19 protein-coding genes are annotated in these 18,020 nt (G+C 74.2%); 5 read left to right on the top strand and 14 right to left on the bottom strand.

The window, feature by feature from the left end; genetic code table 11:
- Positions 1-34 precede the first annotated feature (34 nt).
- Both ACBR40_RS30840 and ACBR40_RS30835 read right to left on the bottom strand, forming a co-directional pair.
- Positions 35-949 (bottom strand): aminoglycoside phosphotransferase family protein, encoded by a 915-nt coding sequence (locus tag ACBR40_RS30840; RefSeq protein WP_371251023.1) that lies wholly within the window; start codon positions 947-949, stop codon positions 35-37.
- Positions 946-1,533: a TetR/AcrR family transcriptional regulator gene (locus ACBR40_RS30835; protein ID WP_371251022.1), complete on the bottom strand. Its 588-nt coding sequence runs from the start codon at positions 1,531-1,533 to the stop codon at positions 946-948. The genes ACBR40_RS30840 and ACBR40_RS30835 overlap by 4 nt, the downstream gene beginning before the upstream one ends.
- Positions 1,534-1,617: 84 nt before the next feature.
- Here ACBR40_RS30835 and ACBR40_RS30830 point away from each other — a divergent pair, with 84 nt between their 5' ends.
- Entirely contained in the window at positions 1,618-2,598 is a 981-nt protein-coding gene (locus ACBR40_RS30830; RefSeq protein WP_371251021.1) for an NADP-dependent oxidoreductase, read from the top strand.
- 9 nt (positions 2,599-2,607) lie between these two features.
- Here the strand turns inward: ACBR40_RS30830 and ACBR40_RS30825 are convergent, their stop codons facing one another.
- On the bottom strand, positions 2,608-3,486 hold the full coding sequence (locus tag ACBR40_RS30825; RefSeq protein WP_344208825.1) for a 1,4-dihydroxy-2-naphthoyl-CoA synthase: 879 nt from the start codon (positions 3,484-3,486) through the stop codon (positions 2,608-2,610).
- Positions 3,487-3,495: 9 nt separating this feature from the next.
- A complete protein-coding gene (locus ACBR40_RS30820) occupies positions 3,496-4,008 on the bottom strand; it encodes a PadR family transcriptional regulator (RefSeq protein WP_344208823.1) in 513 nt (170 codons plus the stop codon).
- A 77-nt stretch (positions 4,009-4,085) separates the two neighbouring features.
- On the opposite strand from ACBR40_RS30820, the gene ACBR40_RS30815 reads away from it, so the two are divergent.
- The gene (locus tag ACBR40_RS30815) at positions 4,086-4,640 is read left to right on the top strand and encodes a hypothetical protein (RefSeq protein ID WP_371251020.1); all 555 of its coding nucleotides are present in this window, start codon (positions 4,086-4,088) and stop codon (positions 4,638-4,640) included.
- Here ACBR40_RS30815 and ACBR40_RS30810 read toward each other — a convergent pair.
- Positions 4,633-4,965, bottom strand: coding sequence for a helix-turn-helix transcriptional regulator (locus tag ACBR40_RS30810; protein WP_020542962.1), 333 nt, complete (start codon positions 4,963-4,965; stop codon positions 4,633-4,635). The two genes, ACBR40_RS30815 and ACBR40_RS30810, sit on opposite strands and share 8 nt — an antisense overlap.
- A gap of 87 nt (positions 4,966-5,052) precedes the next feature.
- Here ACBR40_RS30810 and ACBR40_RS30805 point away from each other — a divergent pair, with 87 nt between their 5' ends.
- Positions 5,053-5,223, top strand: a complete 171-nt coding sequence (locus ACBR40_RS30805; protein ID WP_344208818.1) for a DUF3073 domain-containing protein — start codon at positions 5,053-5,055, stop codon at positions 5,221-5,223.
- A 115-nt stretch (positions 5,224-5,338) separates the two neighbouring features.
- On the opposite strand, the gene ACBR40_RS30800 is transcribed toward ACBR40_RS30805, so the two are convergent.
- From ACBR40_RS30800 to ACBR40_RS30765, 8 genes are all read right to left on the bottom strand, one after another.
- Complete coding sequence (locus ACBR40_RS30800) at positions 5,339-6,238, bottom strand: alpha/beta fold hydrolase (RefSeq protein WP_371251019.1); 900 nt, start codon at positions 6,236-6,238, stop codon at positions 5,339-5,341.
- A gap of 4 nt (positions 6,239-6,242) precedes the next feature.
- Positions 6,243-8,906 carry an AAA family ATPase gene (locus tag ACBR40_RS30795; RefSeq protein WP_371251018.1) on the bottom strand — a complete coding sequence of 888 codons (2,664 nt, stop codon included), beginning with the start codon at positions 8,904-8,906 and terminating at the stop codon, positions 6,243-6,245.
- Positions 8,907-8,937: 31 nt separating this feature from the next.
- Positions 8,938-10,356, bottom strand: a complete 1,419-nt coding sequence (locus ACBR40_RS30790) for an LCP family protein (protein WP_344208812.1) — start codon at positions 10,354-10,356, stop codon at positions 8,938-8,940.
- Positions 10,357-10,527: 171 nt separating this feature from the next.
- Positions 10,528-10,794, bottom strand: a complete 267-nt coding sequence (locus ACBR40_RS30785) for a DUF6510 family protein (RefSeq protein ID WP_020542957.1) — start codon at positions 10,792-10,794, stop codon at positions 10,528-10,530.
- 1 nt (position 10,795) lies between these two features.
- The gene (locus ACBR40_RS30780) at positions 10,796-11,524 is read right to left on the bottom strand and encodes a ferredoxin reductase (RefSeq protein WP_371251017.1); all 729 of its coding nucleotides are present in this window, start codon (positions 11,522-11,524) and stop codon (positions 10,796-10,798) included.
- Position 11,525: 1 nt separating this feature from the next.
- On the bottom strand, positions 11,526-12,125 hold the full coding sequence (locus ACBR40_RS30775; protein ID WP_344208807.1) for a sulfite oxidase-like oxidoreductase: 600 nt from the start codon (positions 12,123-12,125) through the stop codon (positions 11,526-11,528).
- Between the two features lie 13 nt (positions 12,126-12,138).
- A complete protein-coding gene (locus ACBR40_RS30770) occupies positions 12,139-12,816 on the bottom strand; it encodes a response regulator transcription factor (RefSeq protein ID WP_344208805.1) in 678 nt (225 codons plus the stop codon).
- Positions 12,813-13,976 carry a sensor histidine kinase gene (locus ACBR40_RS30765; RefSeq protein ID WP_371251016.1) on the bottom strand — a complete coding sequence of 388 codons (1,164 nt, stop codon included), beginning with the start codon at positions 13,974-13,976 and terminating at the stop codon, positions 12,813-12,815. The genes ACBR40_RS30770 and ACBR40_RS30765 overlap by 4 nt, the downstream gene beginning before the upstream one ends.
- A gap of 165 nt (positions 13,977-14,141) precedes the next feature.
- Here ACBR40_RS30765 and ACBR40_RS30760 point away from each other — a divergent pair, with 165 nt between their 5' ends.
- Complete coding sequence (locus ACBR40_RS30760; protein ID WP_371251015.1) at positions 14,142-15,245, top strand: carboxymuconolactone decarboxylase family protein; 1,104 nt, start codon at positions 14,142-14,144, stop codon at positions 15,243-15,245.
- On the opposite strand, the gene ACBR40_RS30755 is transcribed toward ACBR40_RS30760, so the two are convergent.
- The gene (locus ACBR40_RS30755; protein WP_344208798.1) at positions 15,161-15,640 is read right to left on the bottom strand and encodes an MSMEG_6728 family protein; all 480 of its coding nucleotides are present in this window, start codon (positions 15,638-15,640) and stop codon (positions 15,161-15,163) included. The genes ACBR40_RS30760 and ACBR40_RS30755 overlap by 85 nt on opposite strands.
- Before the next feature lie 74 nt (positions 15,641-15,714).
- On the opposite strand from ACBR40_RS30755, the gene ACBR40_RS30750 reads away from it, so the two are divergent.
- The gene (locus ACBR40_RS30750; protein ID WP_371251014.1) at positions 15,715-17,994 is read left to right on the top strand and encodes a xanthine dehydrogenase family protein molybdopterin-binding subunit; all 2,280 of its coding nucleotides are present in this window, start codon (positions 15,715-15,717) and stop codon (positions 17,992-17,994) included.
- Positions 17,995-18,020: the final 26 nt, after the last annotated feature.

Genomic DNA, 18,020 nt, shown 5'->3' with positions numbered 1-18,020 from the left:
GCCGGCCGTAGGGCCGACGGTGGTGCCGGCCGGTCTAGAGGCGGGGGCGGAGCGCGGTGGCGAGTGCGACGTGCGTCTCGGCGAGGTGGTCGGCCCCTGCCTCGACGTCCCACAGGGCGTTCTGCAGCACCCGGCCCAGCGTCCAGCGGGCCGCGCGGCCGGGGTCGAGGCCGAGCCCGGCCGTCATCAGGTCGAAGCGGCGCAGCACCGCCCGCCCCACGTCGCCGGTCGCCACCAGGTCGTCCCACCGGTTGTGCAGCGCGGGCAGCAGGTCGAAGCCGGGGTCGCCGGCCAGCGGCTTGGGGTCGATGGCCAGCCACGGCTCGCGGTCGGCCGCCAGCACGTTGTCGTAGTGCAGGTCCCAGTGCAGCAGCCGGTCGCCGGGCTCGGCCACGACCTCGGCGAGCGCGCCGGCGCAGTGGCGCAGCAGGCGGCGGTCCGGCTCGCGCGGCAGCGCGGCCAGCGCCTGGTCCACGTCGTCCAGCATGTCCTGGGCGATGTCCGCCAGGCGGCGCAGGCCGGACGGGGCGGGACGGCCGGTCAGGCGGGCGAGGAGGGCGGTGAGGATCTCCAGCGCCGCCAGGTCGTCGGGCAGCGCCGACAGCGAGCGCTCGGCGTGCAGGCGTTCCAGCAGCAGGGTGCCGGTGGCGGGGTCGGCGGCGAGCAGGCGGACCGCGCCGTCGCCGTCCCAGGCGCGCAGGCCGACGGCCTCGGTGGCGTTCTCGTCGTTGACCGGCTGCAGCTTGAGCGCGGCCTGCGTGCCGTCCGCGCGGATCACCGGCAGCACCAGGGACACCACGCCGTGGCCGGGCTCGCCGTCCGGCCGCAGCTCCCACTCCTCCAGGTAGCGCTCGGCCAGCGCGGGCAGTCCGGCCGACCAGGCGCGGCCGGCCTCGCCGTCCCACTTGACGTGCGAGGCGGTCAGCGCCTCCGGGACCACGATCCTCACGGGCGACCCGCCGCCGCCGGGCGCAGGCCGTCGAGGACGAGCCCGAGGAGGTGGTCGCGCCGGGCGGACAGCGAGGGGGCCTGCTCGGCGATCCAGCCGACGGCGTTGACCAGCGCGAACAGGTCGATCCCCGTCACGTCGGAGCGGACCAGCCCCGCCTGCTGGGCGTTGCTCAGCAGCCGGCCCGCGGTCTGCCGCATGGCGAGGCAGGAGGCGTGCAGCGAGGAGTTCTCGTCCTCCAGCGTCGCCATCACCGAGCTGGTCAGGCCCCGGTAGACGGTGGTGAAGGCGGCGTACTCGGCCAGCCATTCGGTCAGGGCGTCCGCCGGCGTGTGCGTGGTCTCCAGTGCGGCGGCCGTGGCGGCGAGCCGGTCGAAGCGCTCGCCGAGCAGCGTCTCCAGCAGCTCGTCCCTGGTCGGGAAGTGGCGGTAGAGCGTGCCGAGGCCGATGCCGGCGCGGCGGGCGACGTCGCGGAGCGAGGCCTGGGTGCCCTGCTCGGCGACGACGGCGTGGGCCACCTCCAGGATGCGCGCGTGGTTGCGGCGCGCGTCCAGGCGGGGGGCGCGGGTCTGCTTCTCCGTCACGTGATCCGTTCCCATTGTATGTGGAGCACTGCTCCGGTTATATTGCGGAGCAGTGCTCCACATCGTACCGGAGAGGACATCACCATGCCCGAGAAGACGATGCCCGAGAAGACGATGACCGCCGTCCGCGTGCACCGGGTCGGCGGGCCCGAGGTGCTGGTGCCCGAGGAGGTCCCGGTCCCCGAGCCGGGGCCGGGCGACGTGCTCGTCCGCGTCCACGCCGCCGGGCTCAACCCGCCCGACTGGTACGCCAGGTCGGGCTACTCGATCATCCCCGAGGACCTGCGGCCGAAGCGGGCTCTGCCCTTGATCCCGGGCACGGACGTCTCGGGCGTGGTCGCCGCGCTCGGCCCCGGCGTCACCGAGTGGCAGGTCGGGGACGAGGTGTTCGGCCTGCTGCGCTTCCCCGAGGGCGGCGGCCGGGCCTACGCCGAGTACACCACCGCGCCCGCCTCCCACCTGGCCCGCAAGCCGGCCGCGCTGGACCACGTCGAGGCGGCGGGCGTGCCGATGGCCGGGCTCACCGCCTACCAGTTCCTCTTCGACCTGGTCCGGCTCGAACCGGGCAGGACCGTGCTGGTCAACGGCGCGGCCGGCGGCGTCGGCCACTTCCTCGTCCAGCTCGCGAGGACGAAGGACGCCCGGGTGATCGGCGTGGCCTCGGGACGCCACGAACGTTTCCTGCGCGACCTCGGCGTGGACGAGTTCGTCGACTACACGGTGACCGCCGCCGAGGACGTCGTACGCGGCGTCGACCACCTCTTCGACACCGTCGGCGGCCCGCACGGGCACCGCTTCCTCGCGGTGGTCAGACGGGGCGGCACCATCAGCCCCGTCTTCCTCGGCGAGTATCACCCCGACCGCGCCGCCGAGCTGGGCATCACCTTGGTGCAGGGGCAGGTGCGCTCCGACGGCGCGCAAATGGCGGAGCTGGCCCGCCTGGCCGACGCCGGCCGGCTGCGGGTCGGCGTCGACAGCGTCTTCCCGCTCGCCGACGCCGCCAAGGCCCACGAGCGGGCGGAACGCGGCCACATCCAGGGCAAGATCGTCCTGCGGGTGGTCTGACGGCCCGCCCTAGAAGTGCCAGGGGAAGGGCGACCAGTCGGGCTCGCGCTTCTCCAGGAACGAGTCACGGCCCTCGGCCGCCTCGTCCGTCATGTAGGCGAGCCGCGTCGCCTCGCCCGCGAACACCTGCTGCCCGACCAGCCCGTCGTCGATCAGGTTGAAGGCGAACTTGAGCATCCGCTGCGCGGTCGGCGACTTGCCGTTGATCTTGCGGGCCCACTCCAGCGCCGTGCTCTCCAGCTCGGCGTGCGGCACCACCCGGTTGACCATGCCCATGCGGTGGGCGTCCTCGGCGGTGTAGGTGTCGCCGAGGAAGAAGATCTCCCGCGCGAACTTCTGCCCGACCTGCCGGGCGAGGTAGGCCGAGCCGAAGCCGCCGTCGAAGCTGGCGACGTCGGCGTCGGTCTGCTTGAAGCGGGCGTGCTCGGCGCTGGCCAGCGTGAGGTCGGACACGACGTGGAGGCTGTGGCCGCCGCCCGCGGCCCAGCCGGGCACCACGCAGATCACGACCTTCGGCATGAAGCGGATGAGCCGCTGCACCTCCAGGATGTGCAGGCGGCCGGTCGAGGCCGAGCCGTCGGCGTACTGGTAGCCGTCCTTGCCCCGGATGCGCTGGTCTCCGCCGGAGCAGAAGGCCCAGCCGCCGTCCTTGGGCGAAGGGCCGTTGCCGGTGAGCAGCACGCAGCCGACGTCGGTCGTCTGCCGGGCGTGGTCGAGCGCCCGGTAGAGCTCGTCCACGGTCTGCGGGCGGAAGGCGTTGCGCACCTCGGGCCGGTTGAAGGCGATGCGCACGGTGCCCTGGTCGACCGCCCGGTGGTAGGTGATGTCGGTGAAGTCGAATCCCTCGACCGCCTGCCACGCCTTGGGATCGAACAGCTCGGAGACCATGGCAGGAGCCTACTTGATCTGGCTCTCCGCCCACTCGGCCCACTCCCGCTGGACCTGGCTCAGGCGCAGGCCGTACTCCAGGGCGATGCGGCCGTAACGGGACAGGTCGTCGGTGCCGCTCTCCACGAACGGGCGGATGCCCTCCATGTGCGCCAGCCGCTCGGCCGCGAGGTCGGCCTGCTCGCGCAGGTAGGCACGGGCCCGCTCGGGCGGGATCCGCCCGAGGAAGAACACCCGGAGCAGCATGTCGCTGCGGTTGACCCGGGTCGGCTCGACGTCGGTGATCCAGCGGCGCAGCTCGGCCAGGCCGTCCTCGGTGATCGCGTACTCCTTGCGGCCCCGCGGCCCCTCCGCGGCCACCGTGACGAGGCCGGCGTCGGCGAGCTTGCCCAGCTCGGCGTAGAGCTGGCTCTGCGTGGCCGGCCAGGTGTTGGACAGCGAGACGTCGAACAGCTTCATCAGGTCGTAGCCGCTCGCGGGCCCCTCGGAGAGCAGTCCCAGCACGGCGTGTCGAAGGCTCATGTTCCTATATTGACATGTCGAAGAAGGAGGGTCTAGCTTCGACCTGTCACAATAGGAACGTCGGAAGGTTCGGGGACATGCGTGGTCTGCTCGGTTTCCTGCCCTGGATCGTCTACGCCGTGATCGCGACCGGCGACGAGTGGCGCTGGGGCGCCATCGCCGGCCTGGTCATCGCGGCCGGGCTCGCCCTGGTGGACCGGCGGGCCGGGCGGGGCTGGGACGAGATGGTCATCGAGACCAGCGCGGCGCTGTTCTTCGCCGGCCTGACGGCGCTCTCCCTGGCGGCCCCGCACTCGCCGCTCACACCGTACGGGCCCGCGCTGGTCAACGTGTGGCTGGCCGGCACGGCCTGGGGCTCGCTGGCCATCGGCAGGCCGTTCACGCTGGGCATCGCGCGGGCGGCGACGCCCCGCGAGGTCTGGGACACGCCGAGGTTCCGCCGCGTCAACGTGGTCATCACGGCGGTCTGGGCGGTGGCCTTCACCGCCGCGGCGATCTCGCTGACCATCGTCCTCGCGGCCGCGCCGCACGCCACCACGGCGGTGGTCGCCGTCAAGGTGCTCTCGTTCGCGCTGCCCGCCGTCTTCACGGCCTGGTATCCGAAGCGCGTGCGACGTCTGGCGGCTAGGTGACCTCGGCTCTCAGCTCGGCGAGCAGCTCCCCCTGGTCGGCGAGCATGTCGGTGAGGATCCGGCGGGCGGCGCCGAGCAGATCGGCCAGCTCGGGCGTGGCCAGCGTGTAGACCACCGTGCTGCCCTCGCGGATGGCGCTCACGATCCCCGCTCTGCGCAGGACCGCGAGCTGCTGGGAAAGGCTCGACGGCTCGATGTCGATCTGGGCCAGCAGGTCCCTGACGGGTAGGGGCCCTTCCTGAAGAAGCTCCAACACTCTGATGCGAGCGGGGTGGCCGAGCGTACGGAAGAAGTCGGCCTTGGCCTGATAGACCTCCACGTGCATACTGCCCAGACTAATCCAGTGCAGTTGCATAATTCTTCAAGTCGTAACGTCGTTGGATAGTATGACGCCGGGGACTAGGGAGTAGCCATGGGTCGAGGAAGAGCCAAGGCGAAGCAGACGAAGGTCGCTCGCCAGCTGAAGTACGCCAACCACAACATCGACTACGACCGGCTTCGCGAGGAGCTGGGTGCCGACACGCGGCGCGAGGAGCTTTACCCCTCCACGGTGCCGGAGCAGGAGCCCGAGCGCGGGCGATGACCCGCCCGGCCCGGCAGGGCGGGCCGGTGCCCGCCGCGCCGGAGCCGGGCGGCGTGTGTCCCGCGACACGCCCGGGCGCGCATTCCGCGACACGCCCGGGCGTGACGTCGGCGGGTCATGGCGCCGTGTGGCGGATGATCGCGGCGGCCAGCTCCGCGTGGACCTGGGGCGGCATCATGTGCCCCATCCCTTCGATCATCAGCAGCTCCGCGCCCGGGATCTGCTCGGCGATGATCGCTCCGTGCCCGGGCTTGGCGGGCTCGTGCGTGCCCTCGATCACCAGCGTCGGCGCCTGCACCCGCCCGAGCACGCCCTCCGGCTCGAAGTCCGGGCAGGCCGCGTGCGCCAGACGGTGGTTGACCACCGACGACAGGTCACGGGCCCGCTCCAGCACCCGCTCCTGGAGCCGGCGCTCGGCGTCCTCGTCGAACGGCAGCGCGGTGCCGTGCAGCACCCGCGCCTCGTCGATCATCCGCTGCACCTGCTCGCGCCGGTCGGCGGGCGGCGGCGCGGTGATCAGCTGCGTGTAGTACGCCGTGAACTCCGGCCGGGGCGGCGGCAGGCTCCCCTCCGGCTGCGGCTGCCCGGTGAGCGCCCGCAGGATGGTCTCGCCCTCGTGCCCGCCCAGCGGCGAGGAGCCGATCACGGTGAGGGTGCGCACCCGCTCCGGTCGCTCCACGGCGATGAACTGGCCTAGCAGGCCGCCCGCCGAGTGGCAGACGAGGTGCGCGGACTCCAGCCCGTAGGCGTCCATCACCCGCAGCACGTCGTCCTTGATGTCGTGCCAGGTGTAGGGCTGCTCGGCGAAGTCGATGGTGGCCGAGCGGCCGGTGTCGCGGTGGTCGTACCTGATGACCCGGCGGCCCGCGGCGACCAGCCGCCCGACGAGCTCGTCCGGCCACAGGACGCCCTGCGTCATCGACCCCATCACCAGCAGGATCGGCGGGTGCGCCGGGTCGCCGAACTCCTCGGTCCAGAGGTCCACGCCGTCGGTCTCGATCATGTTCGTTGTCATGTGCTCAAGCTTGCCCGGCGCGGGCGCGGACGCCTTCCGTAGGACTACTGGCCTTCACCAGTAGCCCGGCCAGTTCAGTACGGGTCGTGATGCCGAGCTTGGGATAGATCTTGTACAGGTGGTACTCGACCGTGCGCGGGCTGAGGAACAGCCGGGCCGCGACCTCCTTGCTGGAGGCGCCCTCCGCCACCAGCCGCGCGATGCGCAGCTCCTGCGGGGTCAGCACGGTCTCCGGGTCGTCGGCGGCGGGCCGGGCCGCCTCGCCCGCCGCGCGCAGCTCGCCACGCGCCCGCTCCGCCCAAGGGGCCGCCCCCAGCCGCTCGAAGGTCTCCAGCGCCGCCCGCAGGTGGTTCCTCGCCTGGCCGGGCCGCTGGGCGCGGCGCAGCCGCTCGCCGTACAGCAGCGCCGTGCGCGCCCGCTCCATCGGCTCGCCGTGCCGGCGCAGCGCCTCCTCGAACAGCTCGGCGTCCGCGCCGGGGGCGGCGAGCAGGGCGCGGCAGCGGGCCAGCAGCGCCCGCGCCTCGTCGGTGACGGCGTTGGCGACCCACTGCTCGTACGCGGCCAGCGCCTCCGCCGCCGCCTCGTGCTCGCCCGCCGCCAGGGCGGCCTCCACCCGGTCCGGGGTGGAGCGCCAGGTCACCGTGGGATGGCCCGCGCCGGGGCCGGCCGCGGCGAGCGCCGCGAACCTGGCGTGCGCCGCCGCGTACCGGCCGAGGCCGAGGTCCAGGAGCGCCAGCGCGTACCCGGCGACGCCCGCGCGCAGGCCGATCCGGTGCGGGACGGCGATGGACAGCGCCTCCTCCGCCAGCTCGCGGCAGCGCTCCTCCTCGCCGCGCAGCGCGGCCACGACGGCCAGGTTGGCGAGGTGGGCGGCCACGGAGTTGGTGTAGCCGGCCTCGCGGGCGAGCTGCAGGCCCTCCTCGGCGACGGCGGCGCTCTCCGAGAGGCGGCCCTTGAAGCGCTCGCCCGTGGCCACGAACTCCAGCACGACCGGGAGCTGCCCCACCATCCCCGACACGCGGGCCGCGCGCCCGGCCCGCTCGACCAGCTCGGCGGAGACGTCGGCCTCCCCGAGATAGCTGGCCGCCGCCGACCCCCACAGCAGCTCCGCCGCCAGGGTCAGCTCGCCGGTGTGGGCCAGCGCCCCGCGCAGCAGCTCGCCGCCGCTGCCGTCCTCCAGCATGGCGCCGATGCCGGCCACCACGTCGCGGAGGAAGCCTGGCGGGTGCGCCCGCGCCCGGCGGCCCAGCTCCACGATGGCCGCGACGTCGCCCACGTAACTGGCGGCCTCGGAGGCGTCGGCCAGCATCTCGATGCCGTCGCCGGCGGCCAGGATCCTGACGGCCTCGGAGGCGTCGCCGCTGTTCAGCTCGAACCGGCCGCGCAGCTGCGCGATCTCCTCCAGCAGCCCGCCCTCCCCGTGCTCGGCCAGCTCGCGGGCCTCGGCGAGGTGGGTCTGGGCCTGGCCGGGGCGGCCGGCGAGCCAGGCGGCGGTGGCGGCGTCCTTGAGCCGTTCCGCCTTGCGCAGGGGGTCGGGGGTGAGCTCGGCGGCGCGGGCGAGCGCGGTGGCCGCGTCCCCGTGGCCGCCGCGCGTACGGGCCCGCGCGGCGGCGGCGGTCAGCTCGGCGGCGACCGTCTCGTCCGGGGCCAGGGCGGCGGCGGCCAGGTGCAGGGCCCGGCGGTCGCCGTCCACCAGGCCGGCCAGGGTGACGTGCGCGTCCCGTACCTCGGCCGACGTGGCGGCGGCGTGCACGGCCGAGCGCACGAGCGGGTGCCGGAACCTGACCGTCCCGTCGGCCACGGTCACCAGCCCGGCGGCCTCCACCTCGTGCAGCGCCTCCCCGGCGGCCCGTACGACGAGGGCAAGCTCCGCCTCCAGCGACGCGACCAGCAGGAACCGCCGGGCCTCCGGTGACAGCCTGGCCACCTGCTCGCCGAACAGCTGCGCGCCCCCCGGCAGCGGATCCGGCAGGGGAGCCTGCCCGGCGAGCTGCGCCGGCGACAGCGCGGCCACGCCCTCGCGCAGCACGAGCGGGTTGCCCCCGGTCAGGGCCGTCAGCCGCCGTACGACGTCGGGCGCGACGGGCCCGCCGGAGGCGAGCAGGGCGGCGCAGCTCTCCTCGTCGAGGCCGCCGACCCGCAGCTCGGGCACGCCCTTGAGCAGCGCGTCCCCGCGTACGGAGAACAGCACGGCGACCCGCTCGGTGCGCAGCCGCCTGGCCGCGAACAGCAGGGCGTCGGCCGAGGCCCGGTCCACCCACTGGACGTCGTCCACCAGGCACAGCAGCCCGTCCGCGGCCGCCGCCTCGGCCAGCAGCGACAGCACCCCCGCCCCCACCAGGAACCGGTCGGAGTGGGGGGTGTCCGCGAGGCCGAGGGCCGCGGAGAGCGCGTCGCGCTGCGGACCCGGCAGCGCGTCCAGCAGGCCGGTCACCGGGCGCAGGAGCTGGTGCAGGGCGGCGAAGGCGAGGTCGGACTCCGGCTCGATGCCGTCGGCGCGCAGCACCCGCATCCCGCTCGCGGCCGCGAGGGAGGCGGCCAGGTCGAGGAGGGCGGACTTGCCCACGCCGGCCTCCCCGCGCAGCGCCAGAGCGCCGCCCTCACCGTCGCGGGCCGAGTCGAGCAGGAGCGTGACGGCGGTGGTCTCCGCGGCTCTCCCATAAAGCACGAAAAGGACTTTATCCGGCGCGGGACGGTCCTCAGGTGGCGCAGGAGTCGTGGGTGGCGTCGAAGCCCTTGATCGCCTCGCCGTCGTCGGGACGCAGCTCCTTCAGACCCTTCCAGTCGTCGCCGATCACCAGCACCAGCTGGTTGGTCCGGGCCTTGGGCAGCTCGCGCAGCGACGCGCCGAGCAGGTCGCCGGTGAGGGTCGGGACGCGGGTCTCGCCGTTGGGGCCGTAGAGCACGGTGGTCTTCGCGTACGGCTTGCGGGCGGTGTCGCCGATCTTCGTGACGTGGTAGCCGCGCTGTTCGAGGAAGGCGGCGACCTGGGTGCCGAGGCCGCCGCGCCAGGTGCCGTTGCGCAGCTCGACCTGGATCTTGGAGCGGCCCACCTTGGCCTGGCCGCCCTTGACGCCCTCGACGCTCTGGTCCTTGGCGACGATCTGGAACAGCCGGTTGGCCTGCGGCTGCGTCCACTCCACCCGGCCCGGCTGGGTGAGCGAGTAGTGCCACGGGGTGGTGATGAACCGGATCTTGCCGGCGTCGAGCCCCTGAAGGCTGGTGGCGAGGTCCTTCATGACGCCCGTGGTCAGGTCGCGGTCGGTGGTGACCGCCTTGGTGGCCGCGTCGAGCAGGCCGAACAGCTTCGCCGGATCGGTCAGCGTCTCGCCGCTCATCACCTGCTTGACCATCGAGGCGATGAACATCTGCTGCCGCTGGATGCGCCCGATGTCGGAGCCGTCGCCGAAGCTGTAGCGGGCGCGTACGTAGCCGAGCGCCTGCTCGCCGTTGAGCTTCTGCCGGCCGGCGGGCAGGTGCAGCAGCGCCTTCTTGTCGTCCACGCGCTGCGGCAGGCAGACCTCGACGCCGCCGAGGGCGTTGACGATGCCCTTGAAGCCGGTGAAGTCGACCTTCACGAAGTGGTCGATGCGGATGTGGGTGAGGTGCTCGATCGTCTTCCAGGTGCAGCCGATGCCGCCCGAGTTGAACGACTCGTTGATCATGCCGAGGTGCGCCCGCTGCCCAGGGAACGCGCCCGTGGCCCGGCAGGCCGGAAGCTGCACGAGCGAGTCGCGCGGGAAGCTGACGACCATCGCGTTGTCGCGCTTGGACGACACGTGCATCAGCATGATCGTGTCGGTGCGCTCGCCCGCGATCGAGTGGCCGTATCTGGCGTTCTTGCCGTCGCGCTGGTCGGAGCCGACCACCAGGACGTTCATCGCGGTGCCGGCGACCTTCGGCGGGCGGGTCGTGCCGAGGTCGTCGGAGGTGAGGTCCTCGTGCTTGATGTTGCCGTTGAGCTTGGCGAGGACGCCGACCGCGACGCCCGCCACCAGCAGGACGACGGTCACCGAGATCGCCAGCACCCACCGCAGCCAGCGGCGGCGCCGGCGCGGCTGCGCGCCCGGCTCCGAGTCCGGCTCCGAGGCCGGCGCGTCGACAAGCCCGCTGCTCACGTGACTCCCCAAGGGACGGGGCCGAAGGGCGGGCCGCCCCTGGCCAAGAGCCTCGCCGTACAGTTCTCGGCCGTGGATCGAGCCCGAGTGTATCCAGTCAGCGGCGCGTGCGGGCCCGCATCCGGACGTCCGGGCGGGAAGGACCCGATATGTTCATCCGCCCGCCATGCCTCACTCGGGCAGGGGAACCCGGAGGGACACCACGCCCCGCAGGTCGAGCCAGGCCGCGCCGGGGCCGCGGACGAGCCGCATCAGCACCTCCTCGCAGCCGGGGCAGCGGGCCACCAGGCCGGGTTCGGGGCCGTAGACGCGCATCTCGCCGACCGGGCCGGTGCGCCCGCAGTGGACGCAGCGGCCGGTCGCCGCGGTGAGGTCCACGGCGAAGAGCTCGCCGAGCGGGCCCGCCAGGACGTTGCCGTCCAGGTGGTCAGCGGTCATGTCACCCTCCGGTCGGGCCGAATCGTTCGGTACGGATGCGCTCAGGCGCGTGCCCGAGCGTCAGCAGCAGGTCGGCGGCGGCCTCCACGAACCCGGTCGGCCCGCACACGTAGCAGTCGGCCTCGAACCCGGCCGGCCAGCCGCCCTCCGCCAGGTCGGCCAGCGTGACGCGCCCGGCCGGGCGGGACGCGCCGTCGGGCGCGGCCCTGGTGTAGAGGTAGGCGACGTCCAGGCCGGGATCGGGCCGGCGCAGCTCCTCGGCGTAGTAGCGGCTCTCCGGGTCGCGCAGCGAGTAGACCAGGCGGAACGGCGCCCGGCTGCCCGTACGGCGGCGCTCCCTGATCATCGCCATCAGCGGGACGATCCCGGACCCGCCGCCGACCAGCAGCACCGGAGCCTTGCCCGCCGGCCGCCAGACGAACCAGCCGCCCACCGGCCCCCGGATCTCGACCTGGTCGCCGGGCTCCATCACCCCGGTCAGGTACGGCGACACCTCGCCGTCCGGCACGGTCTCCACCGTCAGCGTGACCAGCTCGCCGTCCGGCGGCGCGGCCAGCGAGTAGCTGCGCTGCGCGGTGTAACCGTCCTCCGCCGTCAGCCGCATGTCCACGTGCTGGCCCGCCAGGTGGCCGGGCCAGCCGGGCACCTCGAACACGAGCGTGCGCGCGGTGGCCGTCTCCGCCCTGCCCTCGCGCAGGCGGGCGGCCCGCCAGGGGAGGCGGCCGCGCACCTCAGTCGCCCTCGTAACGCTGCTCGCGCCACGGGTCGCCGTAGTTGTGGTAGCCCGCGGTCTCCCAGAAGCCCGGATGGTCGTCGTCGAGCAGGTGGATGCCACGCACCCACTTGGCCGACTTCCACAGGTAGAGGTGCGGGACGAGCAGCCGGGCCGGGCCGCCGTGCTGGGGCGCCAGCTCCTCGCCGTCGAAGCGGTGCGCGATCCACGCCTTGCCGTCGAGCAGGTCCTCCACCGGCAGGTTCGTGGTGTAGCCGCCGTAGGAGTGGATCAGCGCGTGGTCGGCGGCGCTCTCGACGTCCTCGAAGAGCACGTCCAGGGAGACGCCCTGCCACCTGGTGTCCAGCTTCGACCATTTGGTCACGCAGTGCAGGTCGACGGTCGGCGTCTCCTGGGGCAGCGCCATCAGCTCGTCCCAGGACCACCGGTGCGCGTGCCCCGACTCCGTGCCGATGGTGAACTCCCAACGCTCCCGCGGCACCCGCGGCGTCGGCCCCGCGGACAGCACGGGGAAGTCCTCGACGAGGTACTGGCCGGGAGGCAGCCGGTCGTCGTCGTCCCTGCGCCGTCCACGGAAGCCTCGCGAAACCACGCCCACGAACCGCTCCTCCCTAGTGATCGACGTCCATTTCACCACGTCGGGGGGCGACCAGCCCGGATTCATAGGCGAACACCACGAGTTGCGCCCGGTCACGGGCGTGCAGCTTGGTCATCGCCCGGCTGACGTGCGTCTTCGCGGTGGTCGGGCTGATCACCATGTGGGCGGCGATCTCGTCGTTGGACAGGCCGCGGGCGACCAGCGCGGTGACCTCGCGCTCGCGGTTGGTCAGCACGCCCAGGGCCTCGGGGGACGGGCCGGGGCGGCGGGCGACGTACTCGCCGATCAGGCGGCGGGTGATCGCGGGGGACAGCAGGGCGTCGCCCCGGGCCGCCACGCGGACGCCCTGGAGCAGGTCGGCGGGCTCGGTGTCCTTCACCAGGAAGCCGCCGGCGCCGGCCCGCAGGGCGCCCACGACGTACTCGTCGAGGCCGTAGTTGGTGAGGATCACGACGTGCGTGCCGGACAGGCGGTCGTCGGCGGCGATCCGGCGGGTGGCCTCGATGCCGTCCATGACCGGCATCTGGATGTCGACCAGGGCCACGTCGGGGCGGTGCTCCAGGGCCAGCGCGACGGCCTGCTCGCCGTTCGCGGCCTCGGCGACCACCTCCAGGTCGTCCTCGGCCTCCAGCAGGGCGCGGAAGCCGCCGCGGATGAGCGCCTGGTCGTCGGCGAGCAGCACGCGGATCACGCCGGCTCCCGCAGCGGCAGCGCGGCCTGGACGGTGAAGCCGCCCTCGGGGCGGGGCTCGGTGCGCAGCCGGCCGCCGAGCGCCGACACGCGCTCGCGCATGCCGCGCAGGCCGGTGCCGGGGACGGGGGGCTCGCCGGCCGACGCGCTGCCGTCGTCGTCCACCTGGACCACCAGCTCGGCGTCCGCGTACTCGACGCGCACCCGCGCCGCCGCCGCTCCGGCGTGGCGTGAGACGTTGGTGAGCGCCTCCTGGACGATCCGGTACGCGGCCCGGTCCACCTCGGGCGGCAGCGCGCGCCGGGCTCCCGCGACGGTCACCGTGGTCGGCAGGCCGATCGAACGGGCCCGCCGCACCAGGTCGTCGAGCCGGTCCAGCCCGCTCGGCACGTCCTCCTCCGGAGTGGGGGCGGGGTCGCGCAGGACCTCCAGGGTGGCGCGCAGCTCGCGCATGGCGTCACCGCTCGCCTCCTGGATCGCGAGCAGCGCCGCGGGCACCTCCTCGCCCCGCTTGCGCGCCAGGTGCACGGCCACCCCGGCCTGCACCTTGATGACCGAGATGCTGTGGGTGAGCGAGTCGTGCAGCTCCCTGGCGATGCGCAGCCGCTCCTCGCCCGCCCGCCGCCTGGCGGCCTCCTCGCGGGTGCGCTCGGCCTCGGCGGCCCGCTGCTGGGCCTGCTCCAGGTACGCCTGCCGGTGCCGGGTCACCGTCGCCGCCACCCCGGCCGCCACGAACCAGCCGAGCAGCAGCGTCGTGGCCTGCAGGATCTCCTTGGCGCTCCGGTCGGTGACGGTGGCGAAATCCGTGGCGAGGCTCGCGCCCAGGAAGGCGGTGGCGGCGAGCGCGGGGAGCAGCCGGTGACCGTACCTGACCGCGCCGAACACCGAGATCATCACGGGGAACGCGGCCGGCGGCCCCGGCTGGGCGTGCACGGCGTAGACGAGCATGGCGGCCGTGCTCCCGGCGAGCGCCGGCAGGGGAGCCCGCCGCCAGGCCGCGAGCGCCAGCGAGCCGGCGAGCACGGTCCCGAGGTCGATCGCGAGGCCGGCCGGGTCCGGGTGCGGTGTGCCGATGAGCACGTTGACCGTCAGCATGACGGCGACGACCCCGGCGAGCAGCGCGTCCTGGGCGGACGGCCCCAAGCGCTCCAGATACCTCACCTCTGCAGATTAGGGTTTTTCCCGGCGCTGATCCTCCGCAGAAGGGCGTATTCTCCGGCTACTTCCGGCGTAGTACGCGGCGGGCATCCCGGTTGCGCGGGGTACGGGGAGAAGCATCCGGCGGCACGACGACCGCGGGCCCGCTGGGGCCGCACGATGTCCGGCATGGACGACACGACCAGAAACAGGGGCCAGTTCCGCTACGTGACCCCGGTGCCGCCCGACGCCGCGACCGGCCGGGTCGCCGACGTCTACCGGCAGCTCGCCGACGACTTCGGCATGGCGCGCATGGCGGTCTTCCTGACCCTGTCGCCCGCGCCCGAGGTGCTGGCGGCCACCTGGGCGCTGCTGCGCGAGACGCTGCTCGCGGGGGACGTCCCGCGCACCGGCAAGGAGGTCGTGGCGCTGGGGGTGTCGCTGGCCAACCGGTGCCCGTTCTGCGTGGCGGCGCACACGACGCTGCTGCACGCGACCGGCGACCACCGGCTCGCCGAGACCGTCGCCGCAGGCGGCGTCCCCGACGATCCCGAGCACGCGCGGCTGCTGGCCTGGGCCAAGGACCGGGGCCCGGCGCCGTTCCCCGCCGAGCACGCCCCCGAGTACGTCGGGACCGCGCTGACCTTTCACTTCGTCAACCGGATCGCCTCGGCGCTGCTCACCGAGAACCTGCTGCCCGGCAACCTGCAGCGGTCGCGGCTGGTGCGGAGCGTGGGCGGGCGGGCGATGTCGCGGACGGTGCGCAGGCGGCTGACCGGCGGGGCGGCCCTGCCGCTGATCGCCGATCTGGGCGGGCGTCCCGAGCCCGGCTGGGCGCGGCGCAGGCCGGCCGGCGTGGCCTACGCGGCGCTGCGCACGGTGGCGGGCGACGGGGGCGACCTGCTCAGCGTCGAGGCCAGGGACGCCGTCGCCGGCGCGGTCGCCGCCTGGGACGGCGAGCACCCGCTGATGGGCGGCGCCCGGCTGGACGGCCTGCTCGCCGGGCTCCCGCCCGCCGACCGGCCCGCGGCCCGGCTGGCGCTGCTCACGGCGCTGGCGCCGTACCGGGTGACGGACGCCGACGTGGCCGCCTGGCGCGGCTCCGGCGCCGGCGGGGACGCCGCGCTGGTGCGGATCATCGCCTATGGGGCGATCCTCGCGACCGAGTGGGCGGAGAGCGTGATAATCGCGGGCCTCCCGCCGACGGGCTACGCCGGAGGCGGGAGGCGGTCGGAGCGGGGCCAGACGTACTCCAGGTCGTCGGGCTCCTCGTCGCCGAACTTCGGCCGGTAGTAGGCGGGGTCCTTGCGCAGGAGGGCCGAACGGTGGCTGCGGTGCAGGGCCTCGTCGCCGAGCCAGGGCGGCAGCTCGCCGGCCGTGGCGAGCTCGGGCTGGCGGCGGATCTCGGAGGTGCCGCGGAGCTGGGCCAGCTCGGTGGTCATGGTGGCGGCGCAGGTGTCGGCGCGGCCCAGGGCGCACCAGGTGTCGCAGACCTCCAGGCCGTAGCGGATGAGCGCCTCTTCGTACCCGGCCCACATCTTGACGACGGGGTGGTGCCGCCAGCCGTAGCCGGGGACGGTGAGGGCGCGCAGGATCTGCAGGGTCTCGACCCGCTGCTTGCCGAGCCGCAGCGGGTCGAGCACCCCCGCTGTCGCCACAAAATCCGGATAAGGCAGGAACGTCTGCATCGGCCACCCCCTCTGACCTGCTCCTACCCCTGGATCGTCTGGACCGCTCGCCGAAGCGCGCTCACAATCGGCCCATGGGAGACGGATATGTGGGCGCCAGGACGCCGCGACGGGAAGACGCCCGGCTGCTGACCGGACGGGCCAGGTACGTCGGCAACGTCCGGTTGCCCGGCCAGGTCTACGCGCACGTGATCCGCAGCCCCATCGCGCACGGGCGGCTGCTCGGTTGCGACGTCAAGGGAGCCTGGGCGGCCGAGGGCGTGCTCGACGTGATCACCCCGGCGGACGCCGCGGGCCTCCGCCTGCCCTGCGTCAACCTCTCACCGGGCCAGCGCCTCACCGGCTACCTGGTGCTGGACGAGACCATCAGGTACGCGGGCCAGCCCCTCGCCCTCGTCGTCGCCCGTACCCCCGAGGCCGCCAGGGACGCCGCCGACCTCGTCGACCTGGAGCTCGGCGAGCTGCCCGCGCTCGTCGGCGCGGAGCGGGCGCTGGCGGCGGACGCCCCGCTGCTCCACCCCGAGCTGGGCACGAACGTCGTCACCGAGTTCCTGCTCGGCGACGACGACTGCGCGGCCGTGATCGAGGGAGCGGCGCACGTCGTGGAGATGACGTTCCGGATGGGACGGGTCTCGCCGCACCCCATCGAGCCGCGCGGCGTCGTCGCCGACTGGTCCGGCGACGAGCTGACCGTGCACATCTCCACGCAGGCGCCGCACCACGTGCGCGAGCACCTGGCCGAGGCGCTCGGCCTCTCGCACGACCGGGTACGGGTGATCGCCGGCGACACCGGCGGCGGCTTCGGCGCCAAGGAGCACGTCTACCCGGACGAGACGCTGATCTGCCTGGCCGCGACGCGCCTCGGCCGCCCGGTGGCCTGGACGGAGGCCCCTGGCGACCGGCTGCTGGCCACGCTGCCCGCGCGGGCCGCCGTGCACCGGGGGCGGCTGGCGCTGGACCACGACGGGCGGTTCCTGGCCCTGGAGGCGGACGTGCTCGCCGACCTCGGCGCCCACCCGTCCAACGCGGGCGCCTCGACGGCGGCGGTGACCGCCACGCTGCTGCCCGGCCCTTACCGGTTCGAGCGCGTCGCCGTCCGCGTGCGGGCCGTGGTGACCACCACGACCCCCACCGGCTCCTACCGGGGCTTCGGCCAGCCCGAGGGGACGCTGACGCGGGAGCGGCTGATCGACGAGGCCGCCCGCAGGCTGGGCGTCGACCCGGTCGAGCTGCGGCTGCGCAACATGCTGGGGCCGGACGAGCTGCCGTGCACGACCCGCGTCCATCAGCGCTACGACTCGGGCGACTATCCGCGTGCCCTGCGGACGCTGCGCGACCTGGTCGAGCCGGTGGTGAAGGACGACGGCCGGCGGCGCGGCATCGGCTGGTCCTGCCATGTCGAGAGCACCGGCATGGGACCGTCCGACGACCTCAAGGCCATCGGGATCCTGGCCGGCGGCTACGAGACGGCGGTGCTGCGGATGGAGCAGGACGCCTCCGTGGTCGTCGCCTCGGGCGTGGTCGGCATGGGCCAGGGCATCGAGACCGCGCTGGCGCAGCTCGCAGCCGACCGGGTGGGGGTGCCGCTGGAGCGGGTGCGGGTGGTGCTGGGGGACACGGCGGCGACGCCGTACTCGTCGGTGGGGTCGATCGCCAGCCGGGCGCTGACGCTCGGCGGCGGCGCGCTGGTGCGGGCGGCGGCGCGGCTGCGGGACAAGCTGCTGGCCATCGCGGCGCACCGGCTGGAGGCCGCGCAGGAGGACCTTGAGCTCGTCGGCGACGTCGTACGGGTCAAGGGCGACCCGCAGGCGTCGGTGCCGCTGCGCGAGCTGGCCACGTCCGCCTGGCGGGGCTGGGACCTGCCGGAGGGCGTGCCGCCCGGCCTGGAGGAGCGGGTCAGCTACGACCCGCCCGGCTACACCTACGCCTACGGCGCGCACGCGGCGGCCGTCGCCGTGGACCCGGAGACGGGCGCGGTCGAGGTCGAGCGCTACTGGGCGGTCAACGACGCGGGCGTGCTGGTGAACCCCGCCGTGGTGGAGGGCCAGATCCACGGCGGCGTCGCCCAGGGGCTCGGGCAGGCGCTGACCGAGGACATCGGCTACAGCGAGGAGGGCCAGCCGATCACCGACTACCTGCTGCCGACCACCCGGGAGGTTCCGGACATCCAGGTCGTCCTGCTGGAGACGCCGTCGCCGATCACGCCGGGCGGTATGAAGGGGGTGGGCGAGGCGGGCACGATCGGCCCGCCGGCCGCCGTCGCCAACGCGGTCGCCGCCGCCCTTCCCGAGGTCGCCGACCGGGTCACGGACGTGCCGCTGACCCCGGCGGCGGTGTGGTCGCTGCTGCGCTGAGGTTCCGTTCTCCTTTCCGTGAGTTC

It is taken from the genome of Nonomuraea sp. AD125B (assembly GCF_041402765.1).
GTDB lineage: Bacteria > Actinomycetota > Actinomycetes > Streptosporangiales > Streptosporangiaceae > Nonomuraea > Nonomuraea bangladeshensis.
The sequence above is the reverse complement of the archived record's forward strand: the minus strand, read 5'-3'. Positions and strand labels throughout refer to the sequence as shown.